22 protein-coding genes are annotated in these 18,778 nt (G+C 73.0%); 5 read left to right on the top strand and 17 right to left on the bottom strand.

Going from position 1 to position 18,778, the window contains the following annotated elements:
- Positions 1-95: 95 nt before the first annotated feature.
- The 3 genes from ACFCZF_RS33235 to hisI all read right to left on the bottom strand — a co-directional run bounded on the left by ACFCZF_RS33235 (position 96) and on the right by hisI (position 2,764).
- Entirely contained in the window at positions 96-737 is a 642-nt protein-coding gene (locus tag ACFCZF_RS33235) for a TIGR02234 family membrane protein (protein WP_375905985.1), read from the bottom strand.
- Positions 738-833: 96 nt separating this feature from the next.
- Positions 834-2,324, bottom strand: a complete 1,491-nt coding sequence (locus tag ACFCZF_RS33230; RefSeq protein ID WP_375906255.1) for an anthranilate synthase component I — start codon at positions 2,322-2,324, stop codon at positions 834-836.
- Positions 2,325-2,353: 29 nt separating this feature from the next.
- Positions 2,354-2,764, bottom strand: a complete 411-nt coding sequence (gene hisI / locus ACFCZF_RS33225; RefSeq protein ID WP_375905982.1) for a phosphoribosyl-AMP cyclohydrolase — start codon at positions 2,762-2,764, stop codon at positions 2,354-2,356.
- Positions 2,765-2,845: 81 nt separating this feature from the next.
- Here hisI and ACFCZF_RS33220 point away from each other — a divergent pair, with 81 nt between their 5' ends.
- Positions 2,846-3,481 carry a TIGR03085 family metal-binding protein gene (locus ACFCZF_RS33220; protein ID WP_375905979.1) on the top strand — a complete coding sequence of 212 codons (636 nt, stop codon included), beginning with the start codon at positions 2,846-2,848 and terminating at the stop codon, positions 3,479-3,481.
- A gap of 49 nt (positions 3,482-3,530) precedes the next feature.
- Here ACFCZF_RS33220 and ACFCZF_RS33215 read toward each other — a convergent pair whose 3' ends face one another.
- The 11 genes from ACFCZF_RS33215 to hisD all read right to left on the bottom strand — a co-directional run bounded on the left by ACFCZF_RS33215 (position 3,531) and on the right by hisD (position 11,236).
- Positions 3,531-4,802: an MFS transporter gene (locus tag ACFCZF_RS33215; protein ID WP_376674785.1), complete on the bottom strand. Its 1,272-nt coding sequence runs from the start codon at positions 4,800-4,802 to the stop codon at positions 3,531-3,533.
- A gap of 4 nt (positions 4,803-4,806) precedes the next feature.
- A complete protein-coding gene (locus ACFCZF_RS33210) occupies positions 4,807-5,181 on the bottom strand; it encodes a hypothetical protein (RefSeq protein ID WP_376674784.1) in 375 nt (124 codons plus the stop codon).
- Positions 5,178-5,396, bottom strand: a complete 219-nt coding sequence (locus ACFCZF_RS33205) for a hypothetical protein (RefSeq protein WP_018545641.1) — start codon at positions 5,394-5,396, stop codon at positions 5,178-5,180. The genes ACFCZF_RS33210 and ACFCZF_RS33205 overlap by 4 nt, the downstream gene beginning before the upstream one ends.
- 67 nt (positions 5,397-5,463) lie before the next feature.
- The gene (gene hisF / locus ACFCZF_RS33200) at positions 5,464-6,219 is read right to left on the bottom strand and encodes an imidazole glycerol phosphate synthase subunit HisF (RefSeq protein WP_376674783.1); all 756 of its coding nucleotides are present in this window, start codon (positions 6,217-6,219) and stop codon (positions 5,464-5,466) included.
- 25 nt (positions 6,220-6,244) lie between these two features.
- Complete coding sequence (locus tag ACFCZF_RS33195; RefSeq protein ID WP_376674782.1) at positions 6,245-6,649, bottom strand: RidA family protein; 405 nt, start codon at positions 6,647-6,649, stop codon at positions 6,245-6,247.
- Between the two features lie 16 nt (positions 6,650-6,665).
- On the bottom strand, positions 6,666-7,388 hold the full coding sequence (gene priA, locus ACFCZF_RS33190) for a bifunctional 1-(5-phosphoribosyl)-5-((5-phosphoribosylamino)methylideneamino)imidazole-4-carboxamide isomerase/phosphoribosylanthranilate isomerase PriA (protein ID WP_376674781.1): 723 nt from the start codon (positions 7,386-7,388) through the stop codon (positions 6,666-6,668).
- Between the two features lie 2 nt (positions 7,389-7,390).
- Positions 7,391-8,044: an imidazole glycerol phosphate synthase subunit HisH gene (gene hisH / locus ACFCZF_RS33185; RefSeq protein ID WP_375905961.1), complete on the bottom strand. Its 654-nt coding sequence runs from the start codon at positions 8,042-8,044 to the stop codon at positions 7,391-7,393.
- The gene (locus ACFCZF_RS33180) at positions 8,041-8,205 is read right to left on the bottom strand and encodes a hypothetical protein (RefSeq protein ID WP_375905958.1); all 165 of its coding nucleotides are present in this window, start codon (positions 8,203-8,205) and stop codon (positions 8,041-8,043) included. The genes hisH and ACFCZF_RS33180 overlap by 4 nt, the downstream gene beginning before the upstream one ends.
- A gap of 3 nt (positions 8,206-8,208) precedes the next feature.
- Positions 8,209-8,802 carry an imidazoleglycerol-phosphate dehydratase HisB gene (hisB, locus tag ACFCZF_RS33175; RefSeq protein WP_210959041.1) on the bottom strand — a complete coding sequence of 198 codons (594 nt, stop codon included), beginning with the start codon at positions 8,800-8,802 and terminating at the stop codon, positions 8,209-8,211.
- Entirely contained in the window at positions 8,799-9,914 is a 1,116-nt protein-coding gene (locus ACFCZF_RS33170) for a histidinol-phosphate transaminase (protein WP_376674780.1), read from the bottom strand. Before ACFCZF_RS33170 ends, hisB begins: the two co-directional genes overlap by 4 nt.
- On the bottom strand, positions 9,911-11,236 hold the full coding sequence (gene hisD / locus ACFCZF_RS33165; protein WP_376674779.1) for a histidinol dehydrogenase: 1,326 nt from the start codon (positions 11,234-11,236) through the stop codon (positions 9,911-9,913). Before hisD ends, ACFCZF_RS33170 begins: the two co-directional genes overlap by 4 nt.
- A gap of 212 nt (positions 11,237-11,448) precedes the next feature.
- Here hisD and ACFCZF_RS33160 point away from each other — a divergent pair, with 212 nt between their 5' ends.
- The 4 genes from ACFCZF_RS33160 (at position 11,449) to ybaK (ending at position 15,891) form a co-directional block, all read left to right on the top strand.
- Positions 11,449-13,026 carry an oxidoreductase gene (locus ACFCZF_RS33160; RefSeq protein ID WP_375905948.1) on the top strand — a complete coding sequence of 526 codons (1,578 nt, stop codon included), beginning with the start codon at positions 11,449-11,451 and terminating at the stop codon, positions 13,024-13,026.
- Positions 13,027-13,596: 570 nt separating this feature from the next.
- Positions 13,597-14,622 carry a hypothetical protein gene (locus ACFCZF_RS33155; RefSeq protein WP_376674789.1) on the top strand — a complete coding sequence of 342 codons (1,026 nt, stop codon included), beginning with the start codon at positions 13,597-13,599 and terminating at the stop codon, positions 14,620-14,622.
- 11 nt (positions 14,623-14,633) lie between these two features.
- Positions 14,634-15,374 carry an LON peptidase substrate-binding domain-containing protein gene (locus tag ACFCZF_RS33150; protein WP_376674778.1) on the top strand — a complete coding sequence of 247 codons (741 nt, stop codon included), beginning with the start codon at positions 14,634-14,636 and terminating at the stop codon, positions 15,372-15,374.
- A gap of 13 nt (positions 15,375-15,387) precedes the next feature.
- On the top strand, positions 15,388-15,891 hold the full coding sequence (ybaK, locus tag ACFCZF_RS33145; RefSeq protein ID WP_376674777.1) for a Cys-tRNA(Pro) deacylase: 504 nt from the start codon (positions 15,388-15,390) through the stop codon (positions 15,889-15,891).
- 121 nt (positions 15,892-16,012) lie between these two features.
- On the opposite strand, the gene ACFCZF_RS33140 is transcribed toward ybaK, so the two are convergent.
- From ACFCZF_RS33140 to ACFCZF_RS33130, 3 genes are all read right to left on the bottom strand, one after another.
- Positions 16,013-16,720 (bottom strand): AAA family ATPase, encoded by a 708-nt coding sequence (locus ACFCZF_RS33140; protein WP_376674776.1) that lies wholly within the window; start codon positions 16,718-16,720, stop codon positions 16,013-16,015.
- Between the two features lie 34 nt (positions 16,721-16,754).
- A complete protein-coding gene (locus ACFCZF_RS33135; RefSeq protein ID WP_375905935.1) occupies positions 16,755-17,579 on the bottom strand; it encodes an ABC transporter permease in 825 nt (274 codons plus the stop codon).
- 125 nt (positions 17,580-17,704) lie between these two features.
- Positions 17,705-18,679 (bottom strand): ABC transporter ATP-binding protein, encoded by a 975-nt coding sequence (locus ACFCZF_RS33130; RefSeq protein ID WP_376674788.1) that lies wholly within the window; start codon positions 18,677-18,679, stop codon positions 17,705-17,707.
- Positions 18,680-18,778: the final 99 nt, after the last annotated feature.

Here is an 18,778-nt window from a genome sequence, read left to right as displayed (position 1 = left end):
GCCGGGCCCCGCCACGCGCGCGTGACGGCCGCCGGGCCCCCGGAGCGCGCGCGGCACGTCGGCGGGTGCCCGCGTGCGCGCGGGTGAACCGCGGGTCAGGCGCCGGTCGGGTCCTCGCCGCGGTCGAGGGCCTTCCAGAGGTCCTCGGGGCGGTCCGGGTCGACGGTCTGCGGCTTGCGGCGCGGGCGCGGGGTGCCGTCGCGCTCGTAGCGGCCGGACATCGCGGGCCACAGGCGGCCGTAGCGCAGGGCGAGCAGCCCGGCCAGCAGGAGCAGGGCGCCGCCCACGGCCGCGACGTACGGCCAGGCGGTGTGGGAGAGGGCGTCCACGGTGGCCGAGGTGTCGCCGGCGGCCTTCGCGGCCTTGTCGTCCAGGGCGGAGCTGTCGGAGGCACCGACCAGGGCCGCGGCGACGGTGCCCGCGCCGCTCAGCGCGAGCAGGGCGGCGACGGCGAACCGGCCCGCGCGGCGGACGGCGAAGACGGCCACGAGCGCGGCGAGGCCCACTATGGCGAGCGCCGCGGGTACGCCCGTGACGTCGCTGCCCGTGGCGGTCAGGGGAAACGCGCCGCCGGCCACCGTCGCGGTGCCCTCCGCCCACTCCTGCCGGGTGGCGAGCAGGGCGACGGCCGCGCCGAGCGCGCCGCACAGCAGGGCGGCGGCGAGGCTCCGGCGGCCGGCCCGGGCGGGTCCTGCGGCTGGGGTACGGGGGTGAGGAACGGCTGTCACGTACTCCACTATCACCCGAACCCCGGGCGAACCATCACCCGGGGTTCGGATTGGCGGGCGTGAGATCCGCCCCACCGCCCCGGCCTGTGCGGCTGCCGGATCGCCCTACCGCCCCAGCCGGTTGGCCGTGTGCACCGCCCGCAGCACCGCCGCCGCCTTGTTGCGGCACTCGGTGTCCTCGGCGACCGGGTCAGAGTCGGCGACGACGCCGGCGCCGGCCTGCACGTAGGCGGTGCCGTCGCGCAGCAGTGCCGTACGGATGGCGATGGCGGTGTCGGAGTCCCCCGCGAAGTCGAGGTAGCCGACGCAGCCGCCGTACAGGCCGCGCCGGGACGGTTCGAGCTCGTCGATGATCTGCAGGGCGCGCGGCTTGGGGGCGCCGGAGAGCGTGCCGGCCGGGAAGCAGGCGGTGAGGACGTCGAAGGCGGTGCGGCCCGGGGCGACCCGTCCGGTGACCGTCGAGACGATGTGCATGACGTGTGAGTACCGCTCGACGGACATGAAGTCGACGACCTCGACGGAGCCGGGTTCGCAGACCCGCCCGAGGTCGTTGCGGCCGAGGTCGACGAGCATGAGGTGCTCGGCGCGCTCCTTGGGATCGGCGAGCAGTTCGTCGGCGAGGGCCTGGTCCTCCTGCGGGGTGGCGCCGCGGGGCCGGGTGCCGGCGATGGGGTGGACCATGGCCCGCCCGTCCTCGACCTTGACCAGGGCCTCCGGGGACGATCCGACGACGTCGAAGCCGTCGAGGCGGAGCAGGTACATGTACGGGGACGGGTTGGTGGCCCGCAGCACCCGGTACACATCCAGGGCGCTCGCCGTGCACGGTGTCTCGAAGCGCTGGGAGGGCACGACCTGAAAGGCCTCGCCCGCGCGGATGCGCTCCTTGATGTCCTCGACGGCCTCCTGGAAGTCGGGTCCGCCCCACAGCGCCGTGTACTCGGGCAGCTCGGACGGCGGCAGCGCGGCCGGGGGCTGGGCCACCGCGCGCGTGAGGTCGGCCTCCATGGCGTCCAGGCGGGCCACCGCATCGGCGTAGGCCTCGTCGACGCCGGTCTCCAGGTCGTTGTGGTTGATCGCGTTGGCGATCAGCAGGACCGAGCCCTCCCAGTGGTCCATGACGGCGAGATCGCTGGTGAGCAGCATGGTCAGCTCGGGCAGCTTCAGGTCGTCGCGCTCCCCGGGGCCGACCTTCTCCAGGCGGCGCACGATGTCGTAGCCGAGGTAGCCGACCATGCCGCCGGTGAAGGGCGGCAGGCCCAGGTCGTGGGCGAGGTCGCGCGGGGTGTGCAGGGCCTCGACGGTGGCGCGCAGGGCGGCGAGCGGGTCGCCGTCGGTGGGGACGCCGACGGGCGGGGTGCCCTGCCAGTGGGCCTGCCCGTCCCTCTCGGTGAGGGTGGCGGCGCTGCGGACGCCGACGAAGGAGTATCTGGACCAGGAGCGGCCGTTCTCCGCGGACTCCAGCAGGAAGGTGCCGGGGCGTTCGGCGGCGAGCTTGCGGTAGAGCGCGACCGGGGTGTCGCCGTCGGCGAGGAGCTTGCGGCTGACCGGGATCACGCGGCGGTCGGCGGCCAGCTTGCGGAAGGTGTCGAGGTCCATGACGTCCATGTCGTCCATGTGGGCAGACCCTACTGATCCGCGCCGGGCGCGCCGGAGTCCGTGCCGTCCGTGCGGGCGTCGAGCAGCACGTCCGCGTCGAAGCAGGTGCGGTCGCCGGTGTGGCAGGCGGCGCCGACCTGGTCGACCTTGACCAGGACGGTGTCGGCGTCGCAGTCCAGGGCGACGGACTTCACCCACTGGAAGTGCCCGGAGGTGTCGCCCTTGACCCAGTACTCCTGACGGCTGCGCGACCAGTAGGTGCAGCGTCCCGTCGTCAGGGTGCGGTGCAGTGCCTCGTCGTCCATCCAGCCGAGCATCAGCACCTCACCGGTGTCGTACTGCTGGGCGATGGCGGGCAGGAGGCCGTCGGCGCCGCGTTTGAGACGCGCGGCGATCTCCGGGGCGAGCGGGCTGGGACGCCGGGGGGAGCTGCTGGTCATGCGCCCATTGTGCCGCGCGGGACGGACACGCCCCGGCCCTGTCCATTGGGCGGACCCGGCCGGCCGCCGTAGGCTGACTTCATGTCGACTTTCGCCAAGCGTGAACGACTTCTGCTCGCGGACCTGTTGGAGACGGCGGGTCCGGACGCCCCGACCTTGTGCGACGGCTGGCGGACCCGTGACCTCGCCGCGCACGTGGTGGTGCGCGAGCGCCGGCCGGACGCCGCCGGGGGCACCCTGATCAAGCAGCTGGCGTCCCGGCTCGACCGGGTGATGGAGGAGTACGGCGCGAAGCCGTACGAGGAACTGCTCCAGCTGATCCGCACCGGCCCGCCCCGCTTCTCCCCCTTCCAGCTCAAGCAGGTCGACGAGGCGGCGAACACGGTGGAGTTCTACGTCCACACCGAGGACGTGCGCCGCGCCCAGCCGGACTGGTCGCCGCGCGAGCTGGACCCGGTCTTCCAGGACGCCCTGTGGTCCCGCCTGGAGCGCGCCGCCCGCCTGATGGGCCGCGGCATCCCGACGGGCCTGGTGCTGCGCCGCCCGAACGGCCAGACGACGGTCGCCCACCGGGGTACGCCGGTGGTCACCGCGACCGGCGAGCCGTCCGAGCTGCTGCTGTTCGCGTACGGCCGGCAGAGCGCCGCGAAGGTGGAGCTGGAGGGCGAGAAGGACGCGATCGCGAGGCTGCACGAGACGAAGCAGCTGGGGATCTGAGGCGGGGCCGGTTGCCCGAGGGCCCGGCGCGGGCCGCAGCCCGGGATCGTTACCCCGGCAGTTCGGCCCGCCGTACGCCCGGCGCGCACAGGGCGACGACCCCGCCGAGTGCGCAGACCGCGCCGCTGACGGCGAAGACCGGGCCGGTGCCCCAGACGCCGATGGCGGCGGCGGACAGCGGCATGCTCAGCGGCGCGATGCCCAGGCTGACGATTCCGCCGACCGCGGTGACGCGCCCCAGGTAGGCGGGCTCGGCCTGGGTCTGCAGCAGGGCCCCGCACATGGCGCCGCTGAGCCCTGTGAGCAGCCCGACGACCACCGCGGTGCCGACGGCCACGGGCAGTCCGGGAGCCTGTGCCAGGGCGCCGATCGCGGCCGCGCCGGGGATGATCGCACCGGCGGCGACACACCCGGCGCGCGGCAGGCGCCCCCGCACGGTCAGCAGCAGGGCGGCGACTCCGGCCCCCGTGCCGAACCCCGCGAGCACCCAGCCCATCCCGGACGCGCCCCAGCCGCGTTCGTCCGCGAGCAGGGTCAGGCCGACGTTGAGGGGGCCGACGAAGCCGAGGTCGCCGAGGGCGATGGCCACCATCAGCGGGCCGAGGACGCGGTGCCGGCGGATGTAGCGGAGCCCGGCCACCAGGTCCCGCCACGCGGTGGTGTCCTCCGCGGCGGGCGCGCCGGTCGCGTCGTCGGGCGGCAGTTCGCGCATCCGTACGGAGATCAGCAGCGGCACCGACACGGCGATCAGCAGCCCCGCGAGCGCGAAGGCCGCCGCCGCGCCGCCGACCGCCACGCCGAGCCCGCCGAGCGGTGCGCCCACGACGGCGGCGAACCGGACGGCGAGGCCGCGCATGCCCTGGACGCGGGCGAGCTGGTCCTTGCCGGTGATGCGGGCGGGCAGCGCCCCGACGGCGGGCAGGAAGAGGGCGTCGACCGTGCCGAAGACGACCGCGAGCAGGGCGAGGAGCCACAGCCCCGGGTCGGTCACGAAGAGCAGCGCGGCGACCGCCAGCACCGTGGCGCACCGTACGGCGTCGCTGCCGATGACGACCTTGCGCGGCCCGAACCGGTCGGCGACCACCCCGCCGCCGAGCATGAGCAGCGCCCGGGGCACCGCGCTGACGGCGGCGACGAGGCCGGCCTGCGCGGGGGTGCCGTTCTGCACGGCGGCCCAGGACAGCGCGAGGTAGAAGACCATGTCGCCGACCATGGAGGCGGTGTAGGCGGCGACCCAGCGCAGGACGTTGGGGTCGCGGTGGGCGGGGCGTTCGGTGGCGAGGGACGCCCCGCGAGTGGGTATGTCCGTGAGGTCGGTCACCGGTTCATTCAGCCCAGTCGCGGAGCAGGCGGGCGGTTTCGGGGAGGTCGGCCTCGTCGCTTCGGATGTCGGCGACGAGCTTGGCCACCTCTCCGTACGGCAGCTCGAACGGCATCCCGGACTGTTCCATGTACTCCCAGGCACAGGCCACACCGATGGAGGCGTTGTAGTCGCTGAACGGCCTGAGCCGCAGGGCGGTGTGCAGGAACGTCGCAGCCCGCGAGGGTACTTCCTCGTAGTAGGCCTCACCGGCGACGCGCTCGTACCTGTGCCGCTCGACCATGCAGTGCAGCGCGCCCCAGTCCCGGATCGGCGTGTTCTGTGGAGACACGTTGACCTGGATATTGAGGACCCAGCCGGTGTCCACGTACAGGGTCATCGAAGGCCCTTCGGGAAGCGCTCCTCGAAGTCGGCCATGATTTCGCGAGCCTTCTTCGAAGCGCCCTCCACGAACCGCTGCTTCTGCCGCCGACGCACCACGTCTTCGGTCAGTATGTCGTGCGCCAATCGCTTGATCGCGACGCCCTGCTCCTTGGCCTCCGCGCGCAGCTCGGCCAGCTCTTCCTCGGTGAACTCAATCGTGATCCCAGGCATATGAGCACGTTAGCCAACGTGGAACCATGATCACTACCGCGCTCACTACCCAGGGCGACATCTCGAACTAGCGAACGGGATGCCCCGCCCCCCGCAGCGTCTCCTTCACCTCTCCGATCCGCAGGTCGCCGAAGTGGAAGACCGACGCCGCCAGGACCGCGTCCGCGCCCGCCTCGACGGCCGGGGGGAAGTCGGTGAGGCGGCCCGCGCCGCCGGAGGCGATGACCGGGACGGTCACGTGCCCCCGGACCGCCGCGATCATCTCCAGGTCGTAGCCGTCCTTCGTGCCGTCCGCGTCCATCGAGTTCAGCAGGATCTCCCCCGCGCCCAGCTCGGCCGCGCGGTGCGCCCACTCCACCGCGTCGATGCCGGTGCCGCGCCGGCCGCCGTGGGTGGTCACCTCGAAGGTGCCCGCCTCGGTGCGACGGGCGTCGACCGACAGGACCAGGACCTGGCGGCCGAAGCGCTCGGCGATCTCGCGGATCAGGTCCGGGCGGGCGATGGCGGCCGTGTTCACGCCCACCTTGTCCGCGCCGGCCCGCAGCAGCTTGTCGACGTCGTCGGCGGTGCGCACGCCGCCGCCGACGGTCAGCGGGATGAACACCTGCTCGGCGGTGCGGCGCACCACGTCGTACGTCGTCTCGCGGTCGCCCGACGAGGCGGTGATGTCCAGGAACGTCAGCTCGTCGGCGCCCTCGGTGTCGTACACCTTGGCCATCTCGACGGGGTCGCCCGCGTCGCGCAGGTTCTGGAAGTTGACGCCCTTGACGACCCGACCGTTGTCCACGTCCAGGCAGGGGATGACTCGGACCGCCAGGGTCATGAATCCGTGCTCCTCTGATGACCTCTCAGGGCCCGGCGGGGCCTCTGAATGCTTCCACTTCCACCGACACCAGGACCCGCGAGTCCATGAACCCCTCCACGACCAGCAGGGTCGTGACCGGGCGTACGGTGTCGAACAGCTCCTTGTGGGCGCGGCCCACCTCGTCGACGTCCCGCGAATGTGCCAGATACACACGGGTCCGGATCACGGACTCGATGTCCAGCCCGAACTCGCCGATCGCCTCGACCGCGGTGGCGAAGGCCACCTTGGTCTGTTCGTACGGGTCGCCGTCGCCGTACAGCAGGTCGCCCTTGAAGGCGGTCGTGCCCGCCACGATGACATGATCACCCGCCGCCACGGCACGTGCGAAACCGAAAGAATCTTCCCAGGGACTTCCGCTCTGCACGCGCCGTACGGCTTCGGATGTCATGGCGCTGTATCCATTTTCACGACGTAGCCTCCAAGGCTTCTTCCAGGGTGAACGCCTTCGCGTACAGGGCCTTCCCGACGATGGCCCCCTCGACACCGGCCGGGACGAGTCCGGCGATCGCGCGGAGGTCGTCCAGGGACGACACGCCGCCCGACGCCACGACCGGGCGGTCGGTCGCCGCGCAGACGTTCTTCAGAAGCTCCAGGTTGGGGCCCTGGAGGGTGCCGTCCTTGGCGATGTCGGTGACGACGTACCGGGCGCAGCCCTCCTTGTTCAGGCGGTCCAGCGTCTCGTAGAGGTCGCCGCCGTCGCGGGTCCAGCCGCGGCCCCGGAGCGTGGTGCCCCGTACGTCCAGGCCGACCGCGATCTTGTCGCCGTGCTCGGCGATGACCTTGGCGACCCACTCGGGGGTCTCCAGGGCGGCGGTGCCGAGGTTCACGCGCGTGCAGCCGGTGGCGAGCGCGGCGGCGAGGGTGGCGTCGTCGCGGATGCCGCCGGAGAGCTCCACCTTGATGTCCATCGCCTTGGCGACGTCGGCGATCAGCTCGCGGTTGTCCCCGGTGCCGAACGCGGCGTCCAGGTCGACGAGGTGCAGCCACTCGGCGCCGGAGCGCTGCCAGGCGAGGGCGGCCTCCAACGGCGAGCCGTAGGAGGTCTCGGTGCCGGACTCGCCGTGCACGAGGCGGACGGCCTGGCCGTCGCGGACGTCGACGGCGGGGAGGAGTTCGAGCTTGCTCATCTCTACAGGGTCTCGATCCAGTTGGTGAGGAGCTGGGCTCCGGCGTCGCCGGACTTCTCGGGGTGGAACTGCGTGGCCCACAGGGCGCCGTTCTCCACGGCCGCCACGAAGGGCTTGCCGTGCGTGGACCAGGTGACCTTGGGAGCGGCGATCAGCGGGTTGTGCGACTCCTGCGTCCAGTCGTGGACGGCGTAGGAGTGCACGAAGTAGAACCGGGCGTCCGCGTCCAGGCCGGCGAAGAGCTGGGAGTCGGCCGGTGCCTCGACCGTGTTCCAGCCCATGTGCGGCACGATGTCGGCCTGGAGCGGTCCGACGGTGCCGGGCCACTCGTCCAGGCCCTCGGCCTCCACGTCGTGCTCGATGCCGCGCGCGAACAGGATCTGCATGCCGACGCAGATGCCCATCACCGGGCGCCCGCCGGACAGCCGGCGGTCGACGACCCAGTCGCCGCGCGCGGCCTTCAGGCCGTCCATGCAGGCGGCGAAGGCGCCGACACCCGGCACCAGCAGCCCGTCGGCGTTCATGGCCTTGTCGTAGTCACCGGTGATCTCGACGTCGGCGCCCGCGCGCGCGAGGGCACGCTCGGCGGAACGGACGTTGCCGAAGCCGTAGTCGAAGACGACGACCCGCTTGGCGGCGGAGTTCACAGAGGTCAACTCCACACCTCCAGCCTCAGGACGCCCGCGAAGAGGCACATCGCGGCGCCGATGGAGAGCAGCACGATCAACCCCTTGGGCATCTGCTGCTTGGCGAAGGAGTAGATGCCGCCCAGGAAGAAGAGACCGACGACGATCAGTGCGGTGGACGTACCGTTCATGGGTTACAGCGCACCCTTCGTGGAAGGCAGGATGCCGACGGCGCGCGGGTCGCGCTCCGAGGCGTAGCGCAGGGCCCGGGCCAGCGCCTTGAACTGGCATTCCACGATGTGGTGCGCGTTGCGCCCGTAGGGCACGTGCACGTGCAGCGCGATCTGCGCCTGGGCGACGAAGGACTCCAGGATGTGCCGGGTCATCGTCGTGTCGTACTCGCCGATCATCGGCGCCATCTTCTCGGGCTCGGTGTGCACGAGGTAGGGGCGGCCGGACAGGTCGACGGTGACCTGGGCGAGGGACTCGTCCAGCGGGACCGTGCAGTTGCCGAAGCGGTAGATGCCCACCTTGTCGCCGAGGGCCTGCTTGAAGGCGGCGCCCAGCGCGAGGGCGGTGTCCTCGATGGTGTGGTGGGAGTCGATGTGCAGGTCGCCGTCGGTCTTCACGGTCAGGTCGAACAGACCGTGCCGGCCGAGCTGGTCGAGCATATGGTCGTAGAAGCCGACGCCGGTGGCGATGTCGGTCTTGCCGGTTCCGTCGAGGTCGATCTCGACGAGGACCGAGGTCTCCTTGGTGGTGCGCTCCACGCGCCCGACGCGGCTCATCCGCTCTGCTCCTGTTCCTTCTTCAGTTCGCGTACCGCATCGAGGAACGCGTCGTTCTCCGCCGGGGTGCCGGCGGTCACCCGCAGCCATCCCGGCACGCCGTTGTCCCGGACCAGGACGCCCCGGTCGAGGATCTTCTGCCAGACCTCATGCGAGTCCGCGAACCGCCCGAACTGGACGAAGTTCGCGTCGGACTCGGTCACCTCGTAGCCGATCGCGCGCAGTTCGGCGACGAGTCGGTCCCGCTCGGTCTTCAGCTGCTCGACGTACTTCAGCAGCGTGCCGGTGTGCTCCAGGGCGGCCAGCGCGGTCGCCTGGGTGACCGCCGAGAGGTGGTACGGCAGCCGTACGAGCTGGACGGCGTCGACGACGGCCGGGTGCGCGGCGAGGTAGCCCAGGCGCAGGCCCGCCGCGCCGAACGCCTTCGACATCGTGCGGGAGACGACGAGGTACGGCCGGCCCTCCAGCAGCGACAGCAGGGAGGCGCCGTGGCTGAACTCGATGTAGGCCTCGTCGACCACGACCATGGAGGGCTTGGCGGCCTGTGCCGCCTCGTACAGCGCGAGGACGGTCTCGGCCGGGACCGCGTTGCCGGTGGGGTTGTTGGGGGTCGTGATGAAGACGACGTCCGGACGGTGCTCGGCCAAGGCCCGCTCGGCCGCGGGGACGTCGATGGTGAAGTCGTCGTGGCGCGGGCCGGAGATCCAGCCCGTGCCGGTGCCGCGCGCGATGAGGCCGTGCATCGAGTACGAGGGCTCGAAGCCGATCGCGGTACGGCCCGGTCCGCCGAAGGCCTGCAACAGCTGCTGGATGACCTCGTTGGAGCCGTTGGCCGCCCAGACGTTGCGCACGTCCACGGCGTACCCGGAGGTCTCCGTCAGGTACTCGGCGAGCTTGGTACGCAGCTCGACCGCGTCCCGGTCGGGGTAGCGGTTGAGGTCGCGGGCGGCCTCGCGGACCCGCTCGGTGATCCGCTCGACCAGCGCCTCGGGCAGCGGGTAGGGGTTCTCGTTGGTGTTCAGCCGTACGGGCACGTCCAGCTGGGGCGCGCCGTAGGGGGACTTGCCGCGCAGCTCGTCCCGTACGGGGAGATCGTCGATTCCGAACGTCACTTGCTCTCCGGGACCTTCCACTCGAACCTCGCCTTGATCGCCGCGCCGTGCGCGGGCAGGTCCTCCGCCTCCGCCAGCGTCACCACGTGGTGCGCGACCTCGGCGAGCGCGTCGCGCGTGTAGTCGACGATGTGGATGCCGCGCAGGAAGGACTGCACCGACAGGCCCGAGGAGTGGCAGGCGCAGCCACCGGTGGGCAGGACGTGGTTGGACCCGGCCGCGTAGTCGCCGAGCGAGACGGGCGCCCAGGGGCCGACGAAGATCGCGCCGGCGTTCTTCACCCGGTCGGCCAGCGCCGCCGCGTCGGCGGTCTGGATCTCCAGGTGCTCGGCGCCGTAGGCGTCGACCACGCGCAGGCCCTCGTCCAAACCGTCGACCAGGACGATCGCGGACTGGCGGCCGGCGAGGGCCGGGCGGATGCGGTCCTCGATGTGCTTGGTGGCCTCGACCTGTGGCTGGAGTTCCTTCTCCACCGCGTCCGCGAGCTCCACGGAGTCGGTGACCAGGACGGCGGCCGCCAGCGGGTCGTGCTCGGCCTGGCTGATCAGGTCGGAGGCGACGTGCACCGGGTCGGCCGTGGAGTCGGCGAGGACCGCGATCTCGGTCGGACCGGCCTCGGCGTCGATGCCGATCTTTCCGGTGAAGTAGCGCTTGGCGGCGGCGACCCAGATGTTGCCGGGGCCGGTGACCATGTCGGCGGGCGGGCAGGACTCGGTCCCGTACGCGAACATCGCGACGGCGGTGGCGCCGCCGGCCGCGTACACCTCGTCGACGCCGAGCAGGGCGCAGGCGGCGAGGATCGTCGGGTGCGGCAGGCCGTGGAACTCCGCCTGCGCCGGGGAGGCGAGCGCGATCGACTCGACGCCGGCCTCCTGCGCGGGCACCACGTTCATGATCACGGACGACGGGTAGACCGAGCGCCCGCCGGGCGCGTAGAGGCCGACCCGCTCGACCGGCACCCACTTCTCGGTGACCGAGCCGCCGGGCACCACCTGAGTGGTGTGGGTCGTACGGCGCTGCTCGCGGTGGACGAGACGGGCGCGGCGGATGGACTCCTCCAGGGCCGCGCGCACGGCCGGGTCGAGCTCCTCCAGCGCGCGCGTGAGCGCGGCGGCCGGTACCCGGACCTGGTCGAGCCGGACACCGTCGAACCGCTCGGCGAAGTCGATCAGCGCCGCGTCGCCACGATGATGCACGTCCTCGCAGATCGGACGCACCTTCTCCAGGGCGGCCGAGACGTCGAAGTCGGCTCGGGGCAGCAGGGCGCGCAGGGCGGGACCCTCGGGGAGGTCGTCGCCGCGCAGATCGATTCGGGAGATCACGGAACCAATTCTCTCAGACCCGCGTCGGACACCGTCCGCGCGTATCAATGGCTGATACAGAACGCGACGGGCCCTCGCGGCCACGGCGGGGCCGAGGCGGGGCCCCGGGCAGATCGTGCTCACTTTGAGTGTTCGGTGGGTCACCCAGTGGGCATGAACGGTTGTACGAAGAGTGAGCGACCGGCGAGTAGTTGGGGAGGGGGTGAAGCGCCGTGACCGAGGGGGCCGGCCACCGTGACGGAGAGCTGCCGGACGACCTGACCGCCACCGAGGCCGGCATGTGGCAGGCCTTCCGCAACGGCAGCGTGTACGACCTGAGCAGCGGGGACGCACTCGTCGACGACCCGCACGGCGCGCAGCCGTGGGGACCGGAGCGGACGGTGCGGGCCCGCATCGTGTGCTGGCTGCTTCTCGACGGTCCGCCCGCGCTCGCCGGCCGGGTGTCCTCGCTGCAGCTCGTGGGCGTGCGGATCAGCGACACGATGGATCTCGCGGGCGGCACGGTGGTGCCCTACGTCGAGTTGCGGGGCTGCCGTTTCGAGCGGGAGGTCCTGCTGCCGGAGACCCGTTTCACGACCGTACGGCTGGTGGACTGCTACGTGCCCCGGCTGGAGGCGGCCCGGCTGCAGACCGAGGGCGACCTGCATCTGCCGCGTTCCCGCTTCCCGGGCGGGATCCGACTCACGGACGCGCAGATAGGCACCGACCTGCTGCTCAACCAGGCGATCGTGCACCGGGACCGCAGCGGGCGTTCCATAGCCGCGGACGGCCTGACCGTCGGGCAGGACCTCCAGGCCGAGATGCTGGAGTCGTACGGCGAGGTGAGTCTGCGCAGCGCCCAGGTCGGCGTCTCGCTGAGCCTGCGCGGCGCCCGGCTCCTCAACCCGTACACGCGGCACGCGCTGAACGCCCCGCAGCTGACGGTGGAGCGCACGCTCTACATGACCCCGGCGGGCCTGGGCAGCCCGCTGCTGCGGGGCACCACCCCGGCGCAGGGGACACGGATCCAGCGGTTCGAGTGCGAGGGCGGGGTGCGGCTGGACGACGGGCGGTTCGGCGACGCCGTCGACTTGGAGCACGCCCGGTTCACGTTCACCGACGACCAGGAGTTGTCGCTGCGCCGCGTGCAGACGCCCGAGCTGCGGTTCCTGGGCGAGCGACCGGCGCGCGGCCGGGTCGTGCTGTCGGGGGCGCGGGTGGTCAACCTGATGGACCGGGCGGACAGCTGGCCGGGCCCGGGCCGTCTGCACATGGGCGGCTTCGCCTACGAGAACCTGGTGCCCCGGGGTCCGTTCCCGCTGGCGAAGCGGCTGCGGTGGGTGGGCGCCGCGACCGCAGAGTACAACCCGGAGCCGTACGAGCGCCTCGCCGCCGTGCTGCGGGCCGGCGGTGAGGACGAGGACGCCCGCGAGGTGCTGCTCGCCAAGCATCGCCGACGCCGCGAGAGCCTGCCGATCGCCGCGAAGCTGGTGGGGTACGCGCAGGACTGGACGGTCGCCTACGGCTACCGGCCGGGCCGGGCGGCGGTGTGGATGGCGGTGCTGTGGGCGGCCGGCTCGTTCGCCTTCGCCCGCGCCGACCCGCCACCCCTGAAGAGCGGCGAGCATCCCGACTGGAACCCCGCCCTCTTCGCCCTCGACCTGCTCCTGCCGGTCATCGACCTCGGCCAGGCCGGCTCCTGGCAGCTCCACGACGGCTGGCAGTGGCTGGCGACGGCCCTGATCCTGCTGGGCTGGATCCTGGCGACGACGGTCGCGGCAGGAGCGACGCGGCTGCTCCGCCGGAACTGACCGCGTGAGGGGCCGGCAGCACGGCTTCCCGTCGCGGGCGCCACCCGGCCGGGAGCCGCGCTGTCCCGGGCCAAGGCGCCACGCCGCCCCGGCCGGGAGCCGCGCTCCGGCGCCCCGGCCCGGGACAGCGCAGCACCACGCCCGGAGCAGCACGGGGCCCGGCCCGGGACAGCACAGCACCACGCCTGGAGCAGCGCGGCACCCGCCGGGGCATTCGGCTTGCCCAGGGGCCTGGGCATAGCGCCTTCCCCCCGGTGGCAGCACCGCCTCCCGCCGGGACATGGAACAGACGGCGCATTTCGAAGACGACCTTGCCCGCCGCGTCCGCCTCCCGGAGCGCTCCGGCTTCCCATGGCCCCGGGGCACCCCGACTGCCCCCGGGGCAGTACAGCCTCCCGCCCGGGCAGGCAGTACAGCCTCCTGCCACACCCACACCCACACCCGCACCCGCACCCGCACCCGCACCCACACCCAACGAACCCAGCACGGATGGCGCGGTCGGGAACACGAACGGCCCAAGGCGGAGCCGAGCCGCACAACCATCGCGAACCGTCGGTCGTCGTACTGGCCATGCTGCGCGCGTTCCTCCGGACGGCGGCCCGGGCCCGCTCCCGGGCGTCACGGCCCGCCCAAGACGACGACGTGCTCCTCGACGCCCCCGACGACCGCCTCGCCCCCGCCCTGGTCGCGGCGGCCCAGGGCGAGTACGCGCCCTCGGCCGGTCTCCTCGCCGGCACCCGGGAGAGCGCCGACTGGGAGCACCGCGACCGCTACGCGACCCGGCTGGCCGCCTTCGCCCGCTCACGCGCCGAATGGCTCGAGAACTGGCGCGCCACCGCCCCGGACGACCCCGACGCCCTGCTGATCGCGGCCCGCCTGACGGTGGACCGGCACTGGGACTCACCGGCCCGCGCCGAACTGCTGCGCCAGATCGCCCCCGCGGTCACCGCCGCCGCCGAGGCCGGCGGACGCGACCCGGTGCCGTGGCGGACCGCACTGGACGCGGCAAGGGGCGCACGCGCCGGACACACCGAGTTCGAGCGGCTGTGGGCGCAGGCGGTGCGCCGCTCCCCGCACCACTACGGCTGCCACGTCGCCGCCCTGGAGTACCTGGCCGCCGCCTCGCCCGCCGCCCACCGCGAGTGCCTGGACTTCGCCGAGACGGCGGCGCAGGACGCGCCCGAGGACGCGCTCGTACGGGCGCTGCCGGTACGAGCGGCCTTCATCTGTCTGACCACGAACGACGACGGCGGCGCGGCCGGCGTGCCCCGGGCCCGCCTGGACGCGGCCGCCGACCGCGCGATCGCCCTCTCGGCCGCCCACCCGGCGGCCGACCCGTGGCCGGCGGAGCTGCGGAACCTCCTGACGTACGTACTGGTACGCCTGGAGCGGCATCAGGACGCGGCCGAGCAACTGCGTCTGACCGGCCCGTACGTCACGTCCTTCCCCTGGGCCCGGGACACGGACGACCCGCTCGGCCGCTTCCTCCAGGTGCGCGCGCACGTCCGTGCGGCGGTGGCCTCCGGGTCCGGGACGACAGGTTCAGGTCATCCACGAAGTGGGCACGGCGGTCGCGTCCGCCCCGGCGACCATTAGGCTTCTGCGTCGTGACCACCGTCCGGCTTCCCCTCTTCCCCCTGAACTCGGTTCTGTTCCCGGGGCTGGTGCTCCCGCTCAACATCTTCGAGGAGCGCTATCGCGCCATGATGCGCGAGCTGCTGAAGACCCCCGAGGACGAACCGCGCCGGTTCGCCGTCGTGGCGATCCGCGACGGCTACGAGGTCGCCCAGAGCGAGCCGGGCCTGCCCGACCCGACGGCGACGCTGGAGCGCGGGCCGGCGGCCGGGTTCGGGACCGACCCGGTCAAGGCGTTCCACAAGGTGGGCTGCATCGCGGACGCGGCGACGATCCGCGAACGCGCCGACGGCACTTTCGAGGTGCTGGCGACCGGCACGAACCGGGTGCGGCTGCTCTCGGTGGAGGCCTCGGGCCCCTTCCTGACGGCCGAGCTGGAGCCGCTGTCCGAGGAGCCCGGTGACGAGGCGGGGGCGCTGGCCGAGGGGGTGCTGCGGTCCTTCCGGCAGTACCAGAAGCGGCTGGCGGGGGCACGCGAGCGGTCGCTGGCGACCGGCGCCGAACTGCCGGACGAGCCGGGCGTGGTCTCCTACCTGGTCGCCGCCGCGATGATGCTGGACACACCGACCAAGCAGCGTCTGCTCCAGGCCCCGGACACGGCGTCCCGTCTCCGGGACGAGCTGAAACTCCTTCGCTCCGAGACGGCCATCATCCGTACGCTGCCTTCCCTGCCCGCGTCGGAGCTGACGCGCGGCCCGACGAGTCTCAACTGAGGTACCGGCCCGCATGGCGAAGAAGTCGAAGAAGCAGCAGCAGTCCGGTGGCACCCCGGCGACGGTGGCGCTCGCGGCGGCCGGCGTGACGTACGCGGTCCACGCGTACGACCACGACCCCGCCCACCCGTCCTACGGCGAGGAGGCGGCCGAGGCGATGGGCGTCTCGCCGGAGCGGGTCTTCAAGACGCTGGTGGCGGACGTCGACGGCGGGCTGACGGTCGCCGTGGTGCCGGTGGCGGGTCAGCTGGACCTGAAGGCGCTGGCGGCCGCGGTCGGCGGCAAACGCGCGGCGATGGCCGACCCGGCGCTGGCCGAGCGCACCACGGGCTATGTGCGGGGCGGAATCTCGCCCCTGGGCCAGCGCAAGAGGCTCCCGACGGTCCTGGACGCGTCCGCCTCGGGCCACGCCACGATCTGCGTCTCGGCGGGCCGCCGCGGCCTGGAGGTCGAACTCGCTCCCGAGGACCTGGCCAAGCTCACGGACGCGGTCCTCGCCCCGATCGGCCGCGCGTAGCCCCTCGACGGGCGCCCGGTTCTCGGCTAATCAGACAGAACATGTCGAAGAGAACCCGCAAACGCAAGTGGCGCGTCAGGAAGCGCAAAGCCAACCACGGCCGCCGCCCCGCCTAGCGGGACTACGCCGACTTGTCCCCGTACGGCCCCGCCGGGTACCGCTGGGGCGCGGGCCAGGGGTCGGGCTCCGGGTCCCGGGGCCCGAACAGCCCCGTCAGTCCCAGGTGAACCACCAGCGCCGCCACCGACCACGCCAGCAAGGCTCCCTTGGCCCCCAGTTTCAGCGGCGCGGAGAACGTCACTCCCTTGCCGACGTCTTTCGCGTGGGCGATCACGTCCTGCGCGGGCCCCAGCCACACGCCGACCCGCCACGCCAGCAGCGACCCGAGCAGCCCGCCGACGCCCAGCGCCACCACCAGCGGCACACCGCCGCGCCGCCGCAGCAGGAAGACGACCACCGCGCTGAGTGCCCCGAACGCCAGCGCGAGCAGGGTGAACGTGCCGTCGACGCCGACCGCGTGCTCGCTCTCGGACTGCTTGAGGTAGACGACCCACTCGTCGCCCACCAGATCCCCGACCAGCGGCACGCTCGGCGCCAGCTTCCACCACAGCACGCCCAGCAGCACCCCGGAGATCGTCACCGCCAGCACGGTCACGGCGGCCTGACGCACTTCGGTCAACATCCCGGGACCGTCCTGTTCGCCGTGGTGGTCGTACGTGGCGCCGGACGCGGCGCCCACCGCGTGCGCGCCGACGGGCGGAGGCACCGGCCCGCCCTGGTACGACGAGCGTTCGTTCGGGGGCGGTGGCGGAGTCAGAGGTGCGGTCACCCCGCCATCGTGCCAAACCCGCCTGTGCGGCGCGTCACCGGACGGCGGCCCGGCGGTACGCCCAGGTGGCGACGGCCAGCGAGATCACGCCGACCACGGCGCACACCGCGAGGTCACCGAGGACGAAGGCCCAGTCGGGCCGGTCGCCGAACGTACGCGCGAAGGCCTCTACTCCGTACGTGGAGGGCAGCAGGTCCCGTGCCAGGCGCACCGCCTCCGGCATCCGCTCGGCGGGCAGCACGCCCAGCAGCAGCGCCGCCGACATGCCCAGCTGGCCCAGCAGCGTGGCGAACTCGGGCCGCGGCGCGAGCAGGCCCAGCGCCGCGCCCAGCCCGGCGAGCGCGGCGCCGGCCAGCGGGATCACGGCGATCAGCACCCACAGATGCGTCATCGGCAGCCCGAACAGCAGGCACCCGAACACCGCCGTCACCACGGTCCCCGGCACGGTGAAGGACGCGTACGCGCCCGCCGCGCCCAGCACCACCGCGGCCGGCGGCACCGGCAGCGTCGCGTAGTGGTCGAGGCCGCCGCTCGCGCGCAGCTGGCCGAAGTACTGGGCGAGGAGGTTCAGCGCGACGAAGGCCACGACGAGCACCGCCGACCCGGCGACCACGGCCTGCGCCTCACCGCCGCCGTCCACCACCCCGCGCATCAGGATCATGATGCCGACCGACTGGAAGGTGGCTACGAACAGCAGCGGGATGCGCGCGACCCGCGCCCGGGACAGCTGCGCCCGGTACACGGCCACCAGGGAGGGCCACAGCCGCGCCTTGGGGCCGAGCTCGGCCGCGCCGACGGCGCCCTGCTCCTCGACGGCCAGGGCACCGCCCGGCAGGACATCGGCGGGTACGACACTCACGTCGCGCTACTCCCCTTCGTCCGGGTCGTTCGAATAGGTCAGGGTCGTTCGAAGTGGTCGCCCTGATGGGTACGGATCGGGTACGGGTACGGATGCGGCGGCCGGTGTGCTCACCGTTCGGGTGCTCAAGCCCTCACCAGTCCCTGTCGCGCGGCGCCGCCCAGCGCCAGGTAGACGTCCTCCAGGCTGGGCGTGGCGAGGGTGAAGTCGTCCAGCGCGGCGAAGGCGGCGCCGCCGGTGACGGTGGCGACCACCGCGCGGGCCTCCTCGGGGGCGAGCCGCAGCGTCCAGCGGCGCCCCGACTCGGTGGCCCGGTCGCGCAGTGCGGCGACCTCCGGGACGTGCAGCGGTGCCGTCTCGCGCCACACCAGGTCGACCCGGACCTCTCCGGCGACCTTCTCCTTGAGCCCGGAGGGGGTGTCGCAGGCGATCACCCGTCCCCGGTCGAGGACGGCGACCCGGTCCATCACGGTCTCGGCCTCGATGACGTTGTGGGTGACCAGCAGCACGGTCGTGCCGTGCTCGGCGCGCCGCCGGTCGACGGCCGCCCACACCGCGCGCCGGGCCACCGGGTCCATGCCGGTGGTCGGCTCGTCCAGGACGAGCAGCGGGCGCTCCCCCACCAGCGCGGCGGCGAAGCAGGCCAGACGGCGCTGCCCGCCGGAGAGCTTCTTGATCGGGCGGGCGGCGAGCGGGGTCAGGCCCAGCTCGTCGAGGACGGCGTCCCGCTCGGCCCGTGCCTGCCGCACCTCCAGGCCGCGCAGCCGTCCGGTGGTCTCGGCGGCGAGCGACACGGTCAGCTCGTCCAGGGCGCTGGACTCCTGGCCGAGGTAGGCGAGGATCCGCGCGGCCCGCTCCGGGTGGCGCACGATGTCGTGGCCGAGGATCTCCACGCTGCCGTGGTCGGGCCGCATCAGCCCGGTGAGCTGGCGTACGAGGGTGGACTTGCCGGCGCCGTTCGGCCCGAGCAGTCCGAAGATCTCACCGCGGCGGATCTCCAGGGTCACGTCGTCGGTGGCCCGCACCTCGGGAGTGGCGGGAACGCCGCGCCTGCCGCGTACCGCCGGATAGGTCTTGGTCAGTCCGCGCATCACGCACACGGCATCGCCACCGGGTCGAAGTGCCTGTGCCGCGCGCGTACTCACAAGGGACGAGACTACGGGGTCCGCCCCCGCGCTCCGCCCTCGGGTCCGCCCATA

This window comes from Streptomyces sp. NPDC056296 (genome assembly GCF_042268605.1).
Taxonomy (GTDB): Bacteria; Actinomycetota; Actinomycetes; order Streptomycetales; family Streptomycetaceae; genus Streptomyces.
This window is presented reverse-complemented; position numbering and strand designations above follow the sequence as displayed.

Excerpts from the sequence above, each read along its gene's own strand:
- hisI (WP_375905982.1), bottom strand. The coding sequence starts at position 2,764 with ATGACCAGCAGCTCCCCCCGGCGTCCCAGCCCGCTCGCCCCGGAGATC.
- ybaK (WP_376674777.1), top strand. The coding sequence starts at position 15,388 with ATGGCGAAGAAGTCGAAGAAGCAGCAGCAGTCCGGTGGCACCCCGGCG.
- ACFCZF_RS33220 (WP_375905979.1), top strand. The coding sequence starts at position 2,846 with ATGTCGACTTTCGCCAAGCGTGAACGACTTCTGCTCGCGGACCTGTTG.
- ACFCZF_RS33195 (WP_376674782.1), bottom strand. The coding sequence starts at position 6,649 with ATGACATCCGAAGCCGTACGGCGCGTGCAGAGCGGAAGTCCCTGGGAA.
- ACFCZF_RS33210 (WP_376674784.1), bottom strand. The coding sequence starts at position 5,181 with ATGACCCTGTACGTGGACACCGGCTGGGTCCTCAATATCCAGGTCAAC.
- hisF (WP_376674783.1), bottom strand. The coding sequence starts at position 6,219 with ATGACCCTGGCGGTCCGAGTCATCCCCTGCCTGGACGTGGACAACGGT.
- ACFCZF_RS33155 (WP_376674789.1), top strand. The coding sequence starts at position 13,597 with ATGCTGCGCGCGTTCCTCCGGACGGCGGCCCGGGCCCGCTCCCGGGCG.
- hisB (WP_210959041.1), bottom strand. The coding sequence starts at position 8,802 with ATGAGCCGCGTCGGGCGCGTGGAGCGCACCACCAAGGAGACCTCGGTC.
- ACFCZF_RS33205 (WP_018545641.1), bottom strand. The coding sequence starts at position 5,396 with ATGCCTGGGATCACGATTGAGTTCACCGAGGAAGAGCTGGCCGAGCTG.
- ACFCZF_RS33230 (WP_375906255.1), bottom strand. The coding sequence starts at position 2,324 with ATGGACCTCGACACCTTCCGCAAGCTGGCCGCCGACCGCCGCGTGATC.
- priA (WP_376674781.1), bottom strand. The coding sequence starts at position 7,388 with ATGAGCAAGCTCGAACTCCTCCCCGCCGTCGACGTCCGCGACGGCCAG.
- ACFCZF_RS33180 (WP_375905958.1), bottom strand. The coding sequence starts at position 8,205 with ATGAACGGTACGTCCACCGCACTGATCGTCGTCGGTCTCTTCTTCCTG.